Origin of the sequence: Streptomyces sp. NPDC049954, from assembly GCF_040656295.1 — a bacterium.
GTDB lineage: Bacteria > Actinomycetota > Actinomycetes > Streptomycetales > Streptomycetaceae > Streptomyces.
Window position 1 is genome coordinate 38,964 of record NZ_JBFALS010000006.1, and the last position, 14,389, is coordinate 53,352.

The following is a 14,389-nucleotide window of genomic DNA, read 5'->3' on the forward strand; positions in this document are numbered from 1 at the left end:
CGCCTGTGCGGAGTGCGGCGCGAACCTGCCCGAGGGCACCGCGAGCGACTACTTGACGACGTCGCCGATCGCGGGGGCCGGCTCGTTCTTGTAGTTGGCCGGGCCGAAGTTGTCCTTCACGGCCTTCTCCCAGGAACCGTCGTCGACCATCTTCTTGAGGGCGTCGTTGATCTTCGCCTTCAGGTCGCTGCCCTTCTTGACGCCGATGCCGTAGTTCTCGTTCGTCATCTTGAAGCCGGCCAGCTTGAACTTGCCCTGGAACTCCTTCTGCGCGGCGTAACCGGCGAGGATGGAGTCATCGGTGGTCAGCGCGTCGACAGCCTTGTTCTCCAGGCCGGTGAGGCACTCCGAGTAGCCGCCGTACTCCTGCAGCTGCGCCTTGGGGGCGAGCTTGTCGTGGATGTTCTGCGCCGAGGTCGAACCCGTCACGGAACACAGCGTCTTGCTGTTGAGGTCCTTCGGGTCCTTGATCCCGGCCTCGTCCGCGCGGACCAGGATGTCCTGGTGGGCGAGCAGGTACGGGCCGGCGAAGTCGACCTTCTGCTCACGCTCGTCGGTGATGGAGTACGAGGCGGCGATGAACTGGACGTCGCCACGCTCCAGCATCGTCTCGCGGTCGGCGCTCTTCGCTTCCTTCCACTGGATCTGGTTCGTCTTGTAACCGAGAGCCTTGGCGACGTAGGTGGCGACGTCGACGTCGAAACCGGCGTACTTGCCGCTCGGCAGTTTCTGGCCCAGACCCGGCTGGTCGATCTTGATGCCGATGGTGATCTTCTTGCCGCCCCCGCTGCCGGAGTCGCCCTTGTCGCCGCTGTCGTCGTCGGAGCCACAGGCGGTGGCGGCCAGCGAGAGGGCCAGGACAGCGGCGGCGGCCGCGGAGACCTTGCGGAGCTTCATGGTGAATGTCCTTCGGTGTCAGGAGAGAACGGTGACGGAAAGGGCGGCGCGGGTGCCGGAACTGATGAGGGCCCGGGCTCTCAGTGGTGCAGGATCTTCGAGAGGAAGTCCTTGGCCCGGTCGCTGCGCGGATTGCTGAAGAACTTGTCCGGCACGGCCTCTTCGACGATCCGGCCGTCCGCCATGAAGACGACCCTGTTGGCCGCCGAGCGGGCGAAGCCCATCTCGTGCGTCACGACGATCATGGTCATACCGTCGCGGGCGAGCTGCTGCATGACCTCCAGCACCTCGTTGATCATTTCGGGGTCCAGCGCGGAGGTCGGCTCGTCGAAGAGCATGACCTTCGGGTCCATCGCGAGGGCCCGGGCGATCGCCACCCGCTGCTGCTGCCCGCCCGACAACTGCGCCGGGTACTTGTCGGCCTGGGAACTGACCCCGACGCGGTCCAGCAGGGAACGCGCCTTCTCCTCGGCCGCCTGCTTGTCCGCCTTGCGGACCTTGATCTGGCCGAGCATCACGTTCTGCAGCACCGTCTTGTGCGCGAAAAGATTGAACGACTGGAAGACCATGCCGACGTCGGCACGGAGCCGGGCCAGTTCCTTGCCCTCCTGGGGCAGCGGCTTCCCGTCGATCGTGATGGCGCCGGAATCGATCGTCTCCAGGCGGTTGATGGTGCGACAGAGCGTCGACTTGCCCGACCCGGAGGGGCCGATCACCACGACCACTTCGCCCCGGGCGATGGTCAGGTCGATGTCCTGAAGCACATGCAGCGCGCCGAAGTGCTTGTTGACGTTCTTCAGCACGACCAGGTCCTCGGCCGCGGATACGGCGTCCTTGGACACCGACACATCGGTCATCTGCTTGTTGCTCCGTCCTCCTCGGTTGAGGAGGACAGTAGTGACGCGTGGCGATCAGCGTCATTACATCTGAGCTGAAATTGAGCATAACGATCCGGCCTCGTCCGGACACGCCGCGTGAACAGGGCGTCCGCGCCGCGTACCGGGTGGGTAACGGAACAAGGCCGTGGCACGAACGGCCTTGACTCCCTGCCCGGCCATCGGCGTTCATGCGAGGGCGGCTTTTCACGTTCTCTCGCGCTCTCGCGCGCCTGCGCGCGCGATGCCCGGTGTTCTCCCCCTGGGCGGCACCCGACAGGAGACCGTACGGGGCCGACTGGGCCCATGCCAGGGCGCGGGGGCGCACGTGACCGGTATGCGAAGGAGGTGGCGGGGATGAGGCTGTTGCTCGTGGAGGACGATCAGCACGTGGCGGCGGCACTCTCCGCGGTGCTCGGCCGGCACGGACTGCGCGTCGTGCACGCGCGCAGTGGCGAGGAGGCCCTGCGCGCCCTGCTCCCCGACCACGTGGAGTCCGAACCCTTCGCCGTCGTCCTCCTCGACCTCGGACTGCCCGACCAGGACGGCTACGAGGTGTGCGGAAAGATCCGCAAGCGTTCCTCCGTGCCCGTCATCATGGTCACGGCGCGGGCCGACGTGCGCTCGCGCATCCACGGGCTCAACCTCGGCGCGGACGACTACGTCGTGAAGCCGTACGACACCGGGGAACTCCTCGCCCGCATCCACGCCGTCGCCCGGCGCACCCCGCACGCCGAACCCGCCGCCGAGGAGTCCCGCACCGCACTCGGCCCCGTCTCCATCGCCCCGGCGACCCGGGAGGTCTGCGTCGAGGGCCGGCCCGTACAGCTCACCCGCAAGGAGTTCGACCTGCTCGCGCTGCTCGCCCAGCGGCCGGGAGTGGTCTACCGCCGCGAACAGATCATCAGCGAGGTCTGGCGCACCAGTTGGGAAGGCACCGGGCGGACCCTGGAGGTCCACGTGGCCTCGCTGCGCGCCAAGCTCGGGGTGCCCGCACTCATCGAGACCGTTCGCGGCGTCGGCTACAAGCTCGTCGTCCCGACCGCCTAGCGAGGACAGGTGCGCGGCCGGCTTCTTCCTCTTCTCATCATCCTGCTCGCGGGGGTGCTGCTCGCCCTCGGCTTCCCACTCGCGGTCAGTGAGGCGGCGGCCGAGCAGCAGAAGGTCATCGTCGACCGCATCGACGACTCCGCGCGCTTCGCCTCCCTCGCCCAGTTCATCACCGAGGACGACGGGTGGCCCGGCGCCGACGACGGCGGCGAGCGCCTGAGCACCCTGAAGACCGAACTGCGCCGCTACCACAGCCTGTACGACATCCGGGCCGGTGTCTTCAACCCCCTCGGAAGCTCCATGGCGGCCGCTCCCGAAGGCTGGCGGCTGCCCCCGGATCCGCAGGCCGCCGACGGAGCCGAAGACGCCTCGGCCCCTCAGGGGACGAGCAGTCTCCGGGGGACGACGAGTACCGAAGAGGAGAGCAGCCCGGACAAGGGGGAGGAGAGCCCGGAGAGGAAGGCGAGCACCGTGGCGGCGACCGGCCCGCAGGGACCGGCCGGCACGTCCTCTGCCACGGACTTGACCTCCGTCACTGTCACGACCGGCCCGAAGGGGCTCGGCGCCTCCGTGCGCGCCGGTGCCACCGCCCCCGTGGAGGTGGCGGGGGAGGAGGCGCGCGCCGCCTACAGCGAGGCCCTCAACGGACGGCGAAGCCCCGATCCGCGGCAGGTCTGGCCCTGGGAGCGGCGCCGCCTCGTCGTCGCCTCCCCGGTCATCCGGGACGGCGACGTCATCGCCGTGGTCGTCACCGACTCGCCCACCGGACACCTGCGCTCCGTGATCCTGCACCGCTGGCTCCTCGTTGCCGCCGGTGAGGGTGCGGCGATGCTCCTCGCCGTGGGCGCGGCCCTGCGACTGACCGGCTGGGTCCTGCGCCCCGTCCGGGTCCTGGACGCGACGACCCACGACATCGCCACCGGCCGGCTCAAGTCCCGGGTCGCCGCCGCCGGCGGGCCCCCCGAACTGCGGCGCCTGGCCGACTCCTTCAACGAGATGGCCGACAACGTGGAGGAAGTGCTGGAACAGCAGCGCGCCTTCGTCGCCGACGCCTCCCACCAACTGCGCAACCCCCTTTCCGCGCTGCTCCTGCGCATCGAACTGCTGGCACTCGAACTCCCCGAGGACAACGAGGAGATCGCCGCGGTCCGTACTGAGGGCAAGCGCCTCGCCCGCGTGCTCGACGACCTCCTCGGTCTCGCCCTCGCCGAGCACACCGAGGCGGATCTGGCCCTGACCGACATCGGGGCGCTCGCCGAGGAACGCGTTGCCTCCTGGCGGCCGACCGCCGACGAGCAGGGCGTACGTCTGAGCGGTGACTGCCCCGCCGTCACCGGGTGGGCCGATCCCGTCGCCCTCTCCAGCGCCCTGGACGCCGTGATCGACAACGCCCTGAAGTTCACGCCCCGGGGAGCGGGCGTCACGGTCCGCGTCGCCCGTCGCGGCGAACAGGTCACCGTCACCGTGGCCGACGAGGGGCCGGGACTGACCGAGGAGGAGCTGTCCCGGGTCGGCGACCGGTTCTGGCGCAGCGGCCGCCACCAGAACGTACGGGGCTCCGGGCTCGGCCTGTCGATCAGCCGCGCGCTGCTCACCGCGGGCGGCGGCGGCATCGCCTACCGCCACCACACACCCCGGGGCCTGTGCGTGGACCTCACCGTGCCGCGCCAGTCACCGCCCGCCCACCCCGGCCCCCGGTGAGCCCACACTTCAGGCACCGGGGGAGCCGGAAACCGCCACGTCCCGGAAACCACCCGCCCTTCGCGCGGTGACCGGTGACGTCCCCGCTCGGCCCGGCGGCTTCGCGCCGGCCTACGGTTTGACCGACCGGTAGTACTCCCGTGCTCCCTTGTGCAGCTCCAGCGGGTCGGTGTAGATCGCCGTCCGCAGGTCCACACGCTGGGCGGCGTGCACCTTGCGGCCTATCCCGTCCCTGCTGGCTATCACGGTCCGCGTCAGCCCCTCGGTCAGCCCGGTGTCCACCGTGTCCCGGGTCACCAGCAGGTTCGCCACCGCGAGGGTCGTGACCGGGACAGCCGGCTCGGCAGCCGGATACGCGGCGACCGGCATCACCGCCGTGCGGTAGTAGTGGCCCACCCCGCCCGCACGATGGAGCTTGTCGACGAGATCGCCCAGGGGCACGAGGCGTATGCCGAACCGCTGGGAGAGACCCTTCACGGAGGACGTCGGTACGCCACCCGACCAGAAGAAGGCGTCTATCTCGCCGCTCTCCAGCTTCTTGTCCATCGTGTCGATGCCGATGGAGACCGGGACGATGTCCTGCTGCGGGTCCAGGCCCGCCGTCGTCAGCAGGCGGTTCGCTATGAGCCGGACGCCCGAGCCGAGCTGCCCCACCGCGACCCGCTTCCCCCGCAGGTCCGCCACTTTGCGCACGGTCGAGTCCCGGGCCACCACGAGCTGCAGGTAGTCGTCGTACAGACGGGCGCAGCCGCGCAGCCGCTGCGCCCCCGGGCCGCCCTCCTCCTTGTACTTCTCCACGGCGTCGGCCGCCGCGATGGTGAAGTCGGCCTCGCCGGTGGCCACTCGCCGTACGTTCTGCTGCGAGCCCTCGCTGCTGAGCAGTTCGACCCGCACGTTCGGCAGGTCCTCGTCCACGGCGGTCTTCAGCAGGTGCCCGTACCGCTGGTACACGCCCTTCTTGACGCCCGTACTGAAGACGACTGTGCCGTGCGGGGAGTCCTCGCCCAGCGGGAGCAGCCACCACAGCAGCAGCGCCAGGACGACGGCCAGTGCCGCCGAGACCTGGAGCGCGCGACGCCGGCCGAACCGGGCGAGAGTCTCCGACATGCCGCAGATCCTGCCAGCGCGCGCACGGTCGGCACCAGAGCCGAGCGCCTTGATCAGGGTTTCCTCCGGGTCACGGCTCCCACGATCGCCGCGATCACGAGTTGCTCCGCCCCCGCGCCCGCCCATCCCCTAAGGGATGCCATGGGAACCCGGGCCCCCAAGGACGAGGGAGACGGGGAGGCCGGTGCGGGGCGCGAAACCGTAGACTGTCTCGTCAGCCGCTCTGCCAGGTTGTGCCGGGCGCACGCCGCCACCGTCTCGTCTGGAACGTTGTTGATCATGACCGAGCTTCCCCGCACGTACGCCGTCAAGACCTACGGCTGCCAGATGAACGTCCACGACTCCGAGCGGCTTTCCGGCCTGCTGGAGGACGCCGGCTACGTACGTGCGCCCGAGAACGCCGAGGACGGGGACGCCGACGTCGTCGTCTTCAACACCTGCGCGGTACGGGAGAATGCTGACAACCGGCTGTACGGCAACCTCGGGCGGCTCGCCCCCATGAAGACGAAGCGGCCCGGTATGCAGATCGCCGTCGGCGGCTGCCTCGCGCAGAAGGACCGCGAGACGATCGTGAACCGCGCCCCGTGGGTCGACGTCGTGTTCGGGACGCATAACATCGGCAAGCTCCCCGTCCTCCTGGAGCGCGCCCGCGTCCAGGAGGAGGCGCAGGTCGAGATCGCCGAATCGCTGGAAGCGTTCCCGTCCACCCTGCCGACCCGCCGCGAATCGGCGTACGCCGCGTGGGTCTCGGTCTCCGTCGGCTGCAACAACACCTGCACCTTCTGCATCGTCCCCGCCCTGCGCGGCAAGGAGAAGGACCGCCGGCCGGGCGACGTCCTCGCCGAGGTCGAGGCGCTCGTCGGCGAAGGGGTCAGCGAGATCACCCTGCTCGGCCAGAACGTCAACGCCTACGGCAGCGACATGGGCGACCGCGAGGCGTTCAGCAAACTGCTGCGGGCCTGCGGCCCGGTCGAGGGCCTGGAGCGGGTGCGGTTCACCTCCCCGCATCCCCGAGACTTCACCGACGACGTGATCGCCGCGATGGCCGAGACCCCGAACGTCATGCCCCAGCTCCACATGCCGCTCCAGTCCGGCTCCGACAAGGTGCTCAGGGCGATGCGCCGTTCGTACCGGCAGGACCGCTACCTCGGGATCATCGAGAAGGTCCGCGCCGCGATCCCGGACGCCGCGATCACCACCGACATCATCGTGGGCTTCCCCGGCGAGACCGAGGAGGACTTCGAGCAGACCATGCACGTCGTACGGGAGGCGCGCTTCGCCCAGGCCTTCACCTTCCAGTACTCCAAGCGGCCCGGCACCCCCGCGGCGGACATGGACGACCAGATCCCGAAGGCGGTCGTCCAGGCCCGCTACGAGCGGCTCGTCGCCCTCCAGGAGGAGATCTCCTGGGAGGAGAACAAGAAGCAGGTGGGCCGCACCCTCGACGTCATGGTCGCCGAAGGAGAGGGCCGCAAGGACGGCGCCACCCACCGGCTCTCCGGCCGGGCCCCCGACAACCGGCTCGTCCACTTCACGAAGCCGGACGAGCCGGTACGGCCCGGAGACGTCGTGACGGTGGACATCACCTACGCCGCGCCCCACCACCTCCTCGCCGAAGGCACGCCGCTCGCCGTGCGCCGCACTCGGGCCGGTGACGCGTGGGACAGGCGCAACGCACCGGAGACGAAGAAGCCCGCGGGCGTGCTGCTGGGACTGCCCGGCGTGGGCGCCCCCGCACCGCTGCCGGTCGCCCAGGGCTGCGGCTGCGACTGACCGGGGAAGCCGGGGCATCCGCCTCGCAGGCGGTCCGGCCGGCCGACAGAGCCCGGCGCGGTCCGGCCGTCGTCGCGCCCGGCGCCCGCACTCCGCCCCGTGTCCCGACACTCCGCCCGTGCGCCGACGGGCGTGCGCGTTACGCTGCGGATCATGCTTGTCGCCGCCGCCGTGTGCCCGTGCCCGCCCCTGCTCGTCCCCGAGGTGGCGGCGGGCGCCGCTCCCGAGTTGGACACCCTCCGCGCGGCCTGCGCCGACGCGCTGGGGATCCTCGCCGCGGCGCGCCCCACCAGGCTGCTGGTGATCGGTGCCGCGTCCGACGCGGCCTCTTCGGAGGCCGTGCGGCACCCCGAAGGAGCCACGGGCACCTTCCGGGGCTACGGGCTACCGCTCGACGTACGACTGGGCCGGGCGGGGGGCTCAGGACAGGGCGTCCCGCTCCCCCCGTCGCTCACCGTGGCGGCCTCGCTCCTGACCGCCGCCGGATGGACCACCTGCCCCGTCGACGGTCTCAGCGTCGGAGCGGCGCGACAGTCCGCGGACTGCCTCGAAACGGGACGTACGGCGGTGGCCGGCGCCGGACGGACGGCCCTGCTCGTGATGGGGGACGGCAGCGCCTCCCGCACGGTGAAGGCCCCCGGCTACCTCGACGACCGGGCCGAGCCCTTCGACTCGGAGGCGGCCCGTGCCCTGCGCACCGCCGACCCCCAGGCGCTCGCGGCGCTCGACGCGGACCTCGCACGGGACCTGCACGCCACCGGCCGCGCACCGTGGCAGGTGCTCTCCGGCGCGGCCTCGGGGGCCGGACTGCGCGGCGAGCTGCTGTACGAGGAGGCGCCGTACGGCGTCGGCTACTTCGTCGCGGTCTGGTCCTGACCGCACCGCTCAGCCGGCTCCCCGGGGACCGAGCACGCCCACGACGCGGACGTGCGGGTGGCGCGGTGCGGGAAAGCGCACGCACCACCCGCACAGGGGCCACCGCTGTGCCGTACGCGGTCCCCGGGGCCGGTCAGCCGACGGGCGGCGGTGAGGGCGGGGGCGTACCGCCGCCACCCTCACCCTTGTTCTTGTCGGTCCCCATCTTGTCGACCGCGTCCTTGGCCTTCTCGGTACCCGACTGAATGCGGTCCGAGTACTTGCCCTTGGTGCGCTCGTCCACCGTCTTGGCCGCCTTGTCCAGCCCTTGCCCGACCTTGTCGCCGTGCTGCTGGGCGAGGTCCGCGACCTTGTCCTTGGCGGGGGAAAGACGCGCTTTCATGTTGTCCAGGAAGCCCATAGGGTCACACCCTCCTCGCAAAAAGGACGCGTGCGTCTGCTGCCGCTGTCCTACTGCTGGCTTACTACGGAATGGCCGGCCGCGCCCCTCGAAGGACCGTGCCGCCCCCTCGGCGTGCCCCGTGGCGCTACTTCGAGACGCCCTCCCCGGCGGGTTCACCCGCCACGGCCCGGCCCGCCGACTGCTGCTGGGGAATCTCCACGGCCTCGGGGGCGGCCTCCTCGCCCGTGGCAGTGGCCTTCGTGCCGGAAGCGGCTCCGCTGTCCTCACCCGCCTCTTCGGCCTCGGCGGAGGGGCGGCTCGCCTCGGGAGCCGGCTTCGCTTCGTCCCCGGCCGTGTCGACGGAGTCTCCTGCCGAGGAGGACGTCGCGCTGGTGGCCGTTTCCTTCGCCACGTCCTCACCGGCCCCGGTGACACGTGCCGCCGCCGAATCCGCCGTCTCGGCCACCTCATGCGTGGCGGCCTCGTCCTGCGCCGTCCGGGCGGTTCCGGGAGCCTCGGCGGTGGACGCCTCCTCCGTGGTCTTCGGCTTCCTGCGGAACAGCGAAAATACGCCCATAACTACTCCAAGAGCTGGCTCATGAGGATGAGACCCCGCCCGTTCCGGTGTGTCCGGTGGTGTGTTCGGGGTCCGGGGAACCCGAAGCCGACGGCCGGGACCTCGCAACTGGAAACGAAGCCACCGCCGCTTCGTCACGTAACTCGTTCGAGCAGTGCTCCACGGTTTGGGAGACTTGGTGAGTGAGCACCGCACCCCCCACCCACCGGGTCATCGCCGTCGTCGGTCCCACCGCGGCCGGCAAGTCCGATCTCGGCGTCTTCCTCGCCCAGCGCCTGGGCGGGGAGGTCGTCAACGCGGACTCCATGCAGCTGTACCGGGGGATGGACATCGGAACCGCCAAGTTGACGCAGGAGGAGCGCGGCGGCGTCCCGCACCACCTGCTGGACATCTGGGACGTGACCCGGACAGCGAGCGTCGCCGAGTACCAGGCCCTCGCCCGCGCTGAGATCGACCGGCTGCTCGACCAGGGGCGCGTCCCGGTCCTCGTGGGCGGCTCCGGACTGTATGTGCGCGGCGTGGTCGACCAGATGGAGTTTCCCGGCACCGACCCCGTCGTCCGGGCACGCCTGGAGGGGGAGCTGGCCGCATCCGGTCCTGGGGCGCTGCACGCGCGGCTGGCCGTCGCCGATCCCGAGGCGGCCCGCGCGATCCTGGCGAGCAACGGACGCCGCATCGTCCGCGCCCTTGAGGTCATCGAGATCACCGGCAAACCCTTCACCGCCAATCTCCCGGGCCACCAGTCCCATTACGCGACCCTTCAGATCGGCGTGGACGTGGCGCGCCCCGAACTCGACGCGCGCATCGCCGACCGCGTCGACCGGATGTGGGGCCAGGGCCTCGTGGACGAGGTGCGGACCCTGGAGAGCCAGGGGCTGCGGGAAGGGCGTACGGCTTCCCGCGCGCTCGGCTACCAGCAGGTGCTCACGGCGCTCGCCGGCGAGTGCGCCGAGGAGGCGGCGCGCGCGGAGACGGTGCGGGCCACCAAGCGCTTCGCCCGGCGTCAGGACACGTGGTTCCGCCGCGACCCCAGAATCACGTGGCTGCCCGGTGGAATCGCCGAACGGGGGGAGCTTCCCGGGCGGGCGCTGGCCTTGGTCGAACGGTCGGTCACAGCCTGATCACGTCATGGCATCGGGACGCTCCGGCCGCCATGTCGGCCCTTCGCTCCGTGCCATCATCGACCATCGATCGACCTGGCGTAGTCCGAGTGGGAGGGCACAGTGGCGATGGAGGCCGGCCCTCGTGACACCGGACACGGAGAACGTGAGCAGCTCGTCCAGGACGGCCCCGAGGACTCGGACGGTGTCGTACCCGACGGGGCGAGCGTCGAGGAACTGGCCGCTCTCCAGGCCGGTCACGAGGCCCCCGAGGTCGAGGTCGAGCTGCGTCCGCAACGCCGGATGCGGTGGTGGCAGATCGCCCCGATCGTCCTCCTGGCCGCCGTCGGCTCGCTCATGTTCGCCTTCCCCCTCGCCTTCGAGATCGGCGATGGCGGGGCCGTCGTCGCGATGCTCGGGCTGCTGCTCAGCTCCTCGGCGGCGGGCGGCGCCGTCATGGCGGCGCGCCGGGTGGGCTACCACTGGCCGGGACTGTCCACGACCGGGACGGAACGCGGGCCCCGGTGGCGGGTCCTCGCCGTCTACGCGCTGATCGTCCTCGGGGCCGCCGTGCTGGCCGTGTGGCGGGTCGCGCGGCTGCGCTGACCGTCGCGATCCCTGTGCGGCGCGCTGTCGGCGCCTGCCCGTACGATCGAGGTATGACCACGCGGATCGCCTTCCTCAAGGGACACGGGACTCAGAACGACTTCGTGATCGTCCCCGACCCGGGCAACGACCTCGACCTGAGCCCGGCCGCCGTCGCCGCGCTGTGCGACCGGCGGGCCGGGATCGGCGCCGACGGGGTCCTGCACGTCGTGCGCTCCGCCGCCCACCCCGAGGCCCGTGCCCTCGCGGGCGAGGCCGAGTGGTTCATGGACTACCGCAACGGCGACGGCTCGATCGCCGAGATGTGCGGGAACGGCGTCCGGGTCTTCGCCCGCTACCTCCAGCACGCCGGTCACGTCGGCGCCGGCGACCTCGCGATCGCCACCCGCGGGGGCGTCAAGACCGTCCACATCGCCAAGGACGACGAGACGGCCCACGGCGAGGCAGCGGCCGGGCGAGGTGCCATCACGGTCGGGATGGGGCGCGCTCTGTTCCCCGAGGGCGACGTCAGCGTCCTGGTGGGCACCGAGCACCGGCCGGCCGCCCACGTCAACATGGGCAACCCGCACGCTGTCACCTTCGTGGACGACCTCGCGGAGGCGGGGGATCTCTTCGCCGCCCCGCAGGTGCACCCCGCCACGGCCTACCCCGACGGGGTCAACGTCGAGTTCGTCGTGGACCGGGGCCCCGGCCGTCTCGCGATGCGGGTCCACGAGCGGGGCTCCGGGGAGACGCGCTCCTGCGGCACCGGGGCGTGCGCCGTGGCCGTGGCCGCCGCCCGCAGGGACGGCGCGGACCCGGCGCTGACCGGCAGGCCGGCGACGTACGTGATCGACCTGCCCGGCGGCACCCTCACCGTGACGGAGCATCCTGACGGGGAGATCGAGATGACCGGTGAGGCCGTCATCGTCGCCGAGGGGGAACTGGACGCCGACTGGGTGGCCGCCCTGCCGGACTGACCGCCGAACCCCGTGGAGCGACACACCACGCATCGCTCGAATGGGTGATCCGTTTCACGCTCGGCGAGAGCGGGCCGACGCGGCGTGGTGGGCTCGGTAGCATCAAGCACCGGCCCGGACGGGGAGCCCGCTCTCCCCCTCAGCGCTTCAGCGGCCTGGGGTGCCCCGTCGACCGGTCGACGCAGCCGGAGGTGCCATGAGTGCGGAGGCAATGAACCCCGTGACGCCGGGGAGCCCCCCCCAAGTCCTGGCCGCGGCGGAGCCCCGGCCCGCCGCGCCCGTCCGCAAGCGCTCACGGCACCGCATCGACCTGCGACGCCTCGGCCGGGCCGCACTGCTCGGCTCGGCGAGCCGCGACCGCCTCCCGGACGCCATCAGCCACGTCGTGGAGGCGCACCGCGCCCACCATCCCGAGGCGGACCTGGAGATCCTGCGCCGCGCCTACGTGCTCGCCGAGTCCTCGCACCGCGGCCAGAAACGCAAGAGCGGCGAGCCCTTCATCACGCACCCCCTCGCCGTGACCCTGATCCTCGCCGAACTCGGCGCCGAGACCACCACCCTGACCGCCTCGCTGCTGCACGACACCGTCGAGGACACCGACGTCACCCTCGACCAGGTACGCCGCGAGTTCGGCGAGGAGGTGAGCTACCTCGTCGACGGTGTGACGAAGCTCGAGAAGGTCGAGTACGGGGCGGCCGCGGAACCCGAGACCTTCCGCAAGATGCTCGTCGCCACCGGCAACGACGTCCGCGTCATGTCGATCAAACTCGCCGACCGGCTGCACAACGTCCGCACGCTCGGCGTCATGCGCCCCGAGAAGCAGGTACGCATCGCGAAGGTCACCCGCGACGTCCTCATCCCGCTCGCGGAACGCCTCGGCGTCCAGGCGCTCAAGACGGAGCTGGAGGACCGCGTCTTCGCCATCCTGCACCCCGAGGAGTACGCCGAGACCAGGCAGCTCATCATCGATCACTTCGCCGCACCCGATCCGCTCGCCGCTGTCGCCGACCGGGTGCGCGAGGTACTGCGCGAGTCCGGAATCGCCGCCGAGGTGCACATCAGGCCCCGGCACTTCGTCTCCGTCCACCGGGTGCGCAGGAAACGGGGGCAGCTCCACGGCACCCACTTCGGACGTCTGCTCGTCCTCGTGGCGGAGGACGCCGACTGTTACGGCGTCCTCGGGGAGCTGCACACCTGCCTGACCCCGGTCGTCGCGGAGTTCAAGGACTTCATCGCGGTCCCCAAGTTCAACCTGTACCAGTCGCTGCACACCGCACTTGCGACGGCCGACGGGGAGATCGCCGAAGTCCTCATCCGCACCCACCGGATGCACAAGGTCGCCGAGGCCGGTGTCGTCGCCCTGGGCAATCCCTACGCCCCCGCGGCCCCCACGCCTCCCACTGCCGCCGAGCAGGCCGGGGAGCGGTCCGAGGGCGAGCGCAGCGACCCGACCCGTCCTGGCTGGCTCTCGCGGTTCCTCGAATGGCAGCAGTCCGCTCCCGACTCCGACATCTTCTGGTCCACGCTGCGGGCCGACCTCGCCCAGGACCGGGAAATCACCGTCTTCCGGCCCGACGGCGGGGCTCTCGGCCTGCCGGGCGGGGCGACCTGCGTGGACGCCGCGTACGCGCAGTACGGGGAGGACGCCCACTCCTGTATGGGCGCGGCCGTCAACGGCCGCCTCGCGACCCTCGGCACCGTCCTGGAGGACGGCGACACGGTGCAACTGCTCATGGGCCAGGACCCGGGGGCCGGACCTTCGCCGGACTGGCTCGAAAACGCCCGTACGCCGGCGGCGCGCATCGCCATCCGCCGCTGGCTGGCCGCGCATCCGGAGGACGGCAAGGACGCCGGCTCCGGCGCCGACCACACGGACCCGGCCGTCACGCAGCGTACTGGCGAGGCAGGTGCGCCCGCGCTGCCCGCCCCGGCCGCCCGGCCCGCCGCCGGGGTCACCGTCGACGAGGCGGGGGCGACCGTGCGGCTGGCCGGCTGCTGCCTTCCCGCCCCGCCCGACGAGATCACCGGCTTCTCCGTGCGCGGCGGCGCCGTCACCGTGCACCGGGCCGACTGCGCGCGCGCGGACCGCATGGCCTCGACGGGGCGCCGCACGGTCGGAGCGCGGTGGGGCGACTCGGGGGACCACCGGGTCACCCTGCACGCCGAGTCCTTCGGCCGCCCCCATCTGCTCGCCGACCTCACCGAGGCGATCGCCAGACAGGGCGTCGCCGTCGTCGCCGCCACCGTCGAACCGCCCAGTGAGCACGGCGTGTGCCACACCTACACCCTGGAACTTCCCGACATCGCTAAGCTGCCCGCGCTCGTGCGCGCGATGCGGTCCGTGCCCGGCGTCTACGACGTGACGGAGACGGGCCGGCACGCGGCCCCCGCCGCGCCCTGACACGGGGCGCGGCGAGCACCCCCGGGGCACGGTGGCGCTTCTGTGCGGACGGCTCGCGAAACCAGGCCGACGCGACACGTTCGGG

13 protein-coding genes are annotated in these 14,389 nt (G+C 71.5%); 8 read left to right on the forward strand and 5 right to left on the reverse strand.

Annotated elements, in window-relative coordinates; genetic code table 11:
• Window positions 1-48 precede the first annotated feature (48 nt).
• Together AB0J21_RS14635 and AB0J21_RS14640 are read right to left on the reverse strand one after the other, a co-directional pair.
• Entirely contained in the window at window positions 49-897 is an 849-nt protein-coding gene (locus tag AB0J21_RS14635; protein ID WP_363146288.1) for a glutamate ABC transporter substrate-binding protein, read from the reverse strand.
• A gap of 80 nt (window positions 898-977) precedes the next feature.
• Window positions 978-1,754 (reverse strand): amino acid ABC transporter ATP-binding protein, encoded by a 777-nt coding sequence (locus AB0J21_RS14640; protein WP_363146289.1) that lies wholly within the window; start codon window positions 1,752-1,754, stop codon window positions 978-980.
• Window positions 1,755-2,129: 375 nt separating this feature from the next.
• Between AB0J21_RS14640 and AB0J21_RS14645 the strand changes: the two genes are divergently transcribed.
• Together AB0J21_RS14645 and AB0J21_RS14650 are read left to right on the forward strand one after the other, a co-directional pair.
• A complete protein-coding gene (locus tag AB0J21_RS14645) occupies window positions 2,130-2,822 on the forward strand; it encodes a response regulator transcription factor (RefSeq protein WP_363146290.1) in 693 nt (230 codons plus the stop codon).
• Window positions 2,823-2,831: 9 nt separating this feature from the next.
• Entirely contained in the window at window positions 2,832-4,523 is a 1,692-nt protein-coding gene (locus tag AB0J21_RS14650) for a HAMP domain-containing sensor histidine kinase (protein WP_363146291.1), read from the forward strand.
• Window positions 4,524-4,634: 111 nt separating this feature from the next.
• Here AB0J21_RS14650 and AB0J21_RS14655 read toward each other — a convergent pair whose 3' ends face one another.
• Complete coding sequence (locus tag AB0J21_RS14655) at window positions 4,635-5,630, reverse strand: TAXI family TRAP transporter solute-binding subunit (protein WP_363146292.1); 996 nt, start codon at window positions 5,628-5,630, stop codon at window positions 4,635-4,637.
• 279 nt (window positions 5,631-5,909) lie between these two features.
• Between AB0J21_RS14655 and miaB the strand changes: the two genes are divergently transcribed.
• Window positions 5,910-7,403, forward strand: coding sequence for a tRNA (N6-isopentenyl adenosine(37)-C2)-methylthiotransferase MiaB (gene miaB / locus AB0J21_RS14660; RefSeq protein ID WP_363146293.1), 1,494 nt, complete (start codon window positions 5,910-5,912; stop codon window positions 7,401-7,403).
• A 153-nt stretch (window positions 7,404-7,556) separates the two neighbouring features.
• Window positions 7,557-8,279, forward strand: a complete 723-nt coding sequence (locus tag AB0J21_RS14665; protein WP_363146294.1) for a class III extradiol dioxygenase subunit B-like domain-containing protein — start codon at window positions 7,557-7,559, stop codon at window positions 8,277-8,279.
• 133 nt (window positions 8,280-8,412) lie between these two features.
• Here the strand turns inward: AB0J21_RS14665 and AB0J21_RS14670 are convergent, their stop codons facing one another.
• Both AB0J21_RS14670 and AB0J21_RS14675 read right to left on the reverse strand, forming a co-directional pair.
• Window positions 8,413-8,679, reverse strand: coding sequence for an antitoxin (locus tag AB0J21_RS14670; RefSeq protein WP_363146295.1), 267 nt, complete (start codon window positions 8,677-8,679; stop codon window positions 8,413-8,415).
• Between the two features lie 127 nt (window positions 8,680-8,806).
• A complete protein-coding gene (locus tag AB0J21_RS14675; RefSeq protein WP_363146296.1) occupies window positions 8,807-9,238 on the reverse strand; it encodes a hypothetical protein in 432 nt (143 codons plus the stop codon).
• Between the two features lie 182 nt (window positions 9,239-9,420).
• On the opposite strand from AB0J21_RS14675, the gene miaA reads away from it, so the two are divergent.
• From miaA to AB0J21_RS14695, 4 genes are all read left to right on the forward strand, one after another.
• Entirely contained in the window at window positions 9,421-10,359 is a 939-nt protein-coding gene (gene miaA, locus AB0J21_RS14680) for a tRNA (adenosine(37)-N6)-dimethylallyltransferase MiaA (protein WP_363146297.1), read from the forward strand.
• Between the two features lie 108 nt (window positions 10,360-10,467).
• Window positions 10,468-10,944: a hypothetical protein gene (locus tag AB0J21_RS14685; protein ID WP_363146719.1), complete on the forward strand. Its 477-nt coding sequence runs from the start codon at window positions 10,468-10,470 to the stop codon at window positions 10,942-10,944.
• A 53-nt stretch (window positions 10,945-10,997) separates the two neighbouring features.
• Window positions 10,998-11,903, forward strand: coding sequence for a diaminopimelate epimerase (dapF, locus tag AB0J21_RS14690; protein WP_363146298.1), 906 nt, complete (start codon window positions 10,998-11,000; stop codon window positions 11,901-11,903).
• 196 nt (window positions 11,904-12,099) lie between these two features.
• Window positions 12,100-14,304: an HD domain-containing protein gene (locus tag AB0J21_RS14695; protein ID WP_363146299.1), complete on the forward strand. Its 2,205-nt coding sequence runs from the start codon at window positions 12,100-12,102 to the stop codon at window positions 14,302-14,304.
• Window positions 14,305-14,389: the final 85 nt, after the last annotated feature.

Coding starts and splice junctions, on each gene's coding strand:
- AB0J21_RS14635 (WP_363146288.1), bottom strand. CDS start 897: ATGAAGCTCCGCAAGGTCTCCGCGGCCGCCGCCGCTGTCCTGGCCCTC.
- AB0J21_RS14640 (WP_363146289.1), bottom strand. CDS start 1,754: ATGACCGATGTGTCGGTGTCCAAGGACGCCGTATCCGCGGCCGAGGAC.
- AB0J21_RS14645 (WP_363146290.1), top strand. CDS start 2,130: ATGAGGCTGTTGCTCGTGGAGGACGATCAGCACGTGGCGGCGGCACTC.
- AB0J21_RS14655 (WP_363146292.1), bottom strand. CDS start 5,630: ATGTCGGAGACTCTCGCCCGGTTCGGCCGGCGTCGCGCGCTCCAGGTC.
- miaB (WP_363146293.1), top strand. CDS start 5,910: ATGACCGAGCTTCCCCGCACGTACGCCGTCAAGACCTACGGCTGCCAG.
- AB0J21_RS14665 (WP_363146294.1), top strand. CDS start 7,557: ATGCTTGTCGCCGCCGCCGTGTGCCCGTGCCCGCCCCTGCTCGTCCCC.
- AB0J21_RS14670 (WP_363146295.1), bottom strand. CDS start 8,679: ATGGGCTTCCTGGACAACATGAAAGCGCGTCTTTCCCCCGCCAAGGAC.
- AB0J21_RS14675 (WP_363146296.1), bottom strand. CDS start 9,238: ATGGGCGTATTTTCGCTGTTCCGCAGGAAGCCGAAGACCACGGAGGAG.
- AB0J21_RS14685 (WP_363146719.1), top strand. CDS start 10,468: ATGGAGGCCGGCCCTCGTGACACCGGACACGGAGAACGTGAGCAGCTC.
- dapF (WP_363146298.1), top strand. CDS start 10,998: ATGACCACGCGGATCGCCTTCCTCAAGGGACACGGGACTCAGAACGAC.
- AB0J21_RS14695 (WP_363146299.1), top strand. CDS start 12,100: ATGAGTGCGGAGGCAATGAACCCCGTGACGCCGGGGAGCCCCCCCCAA.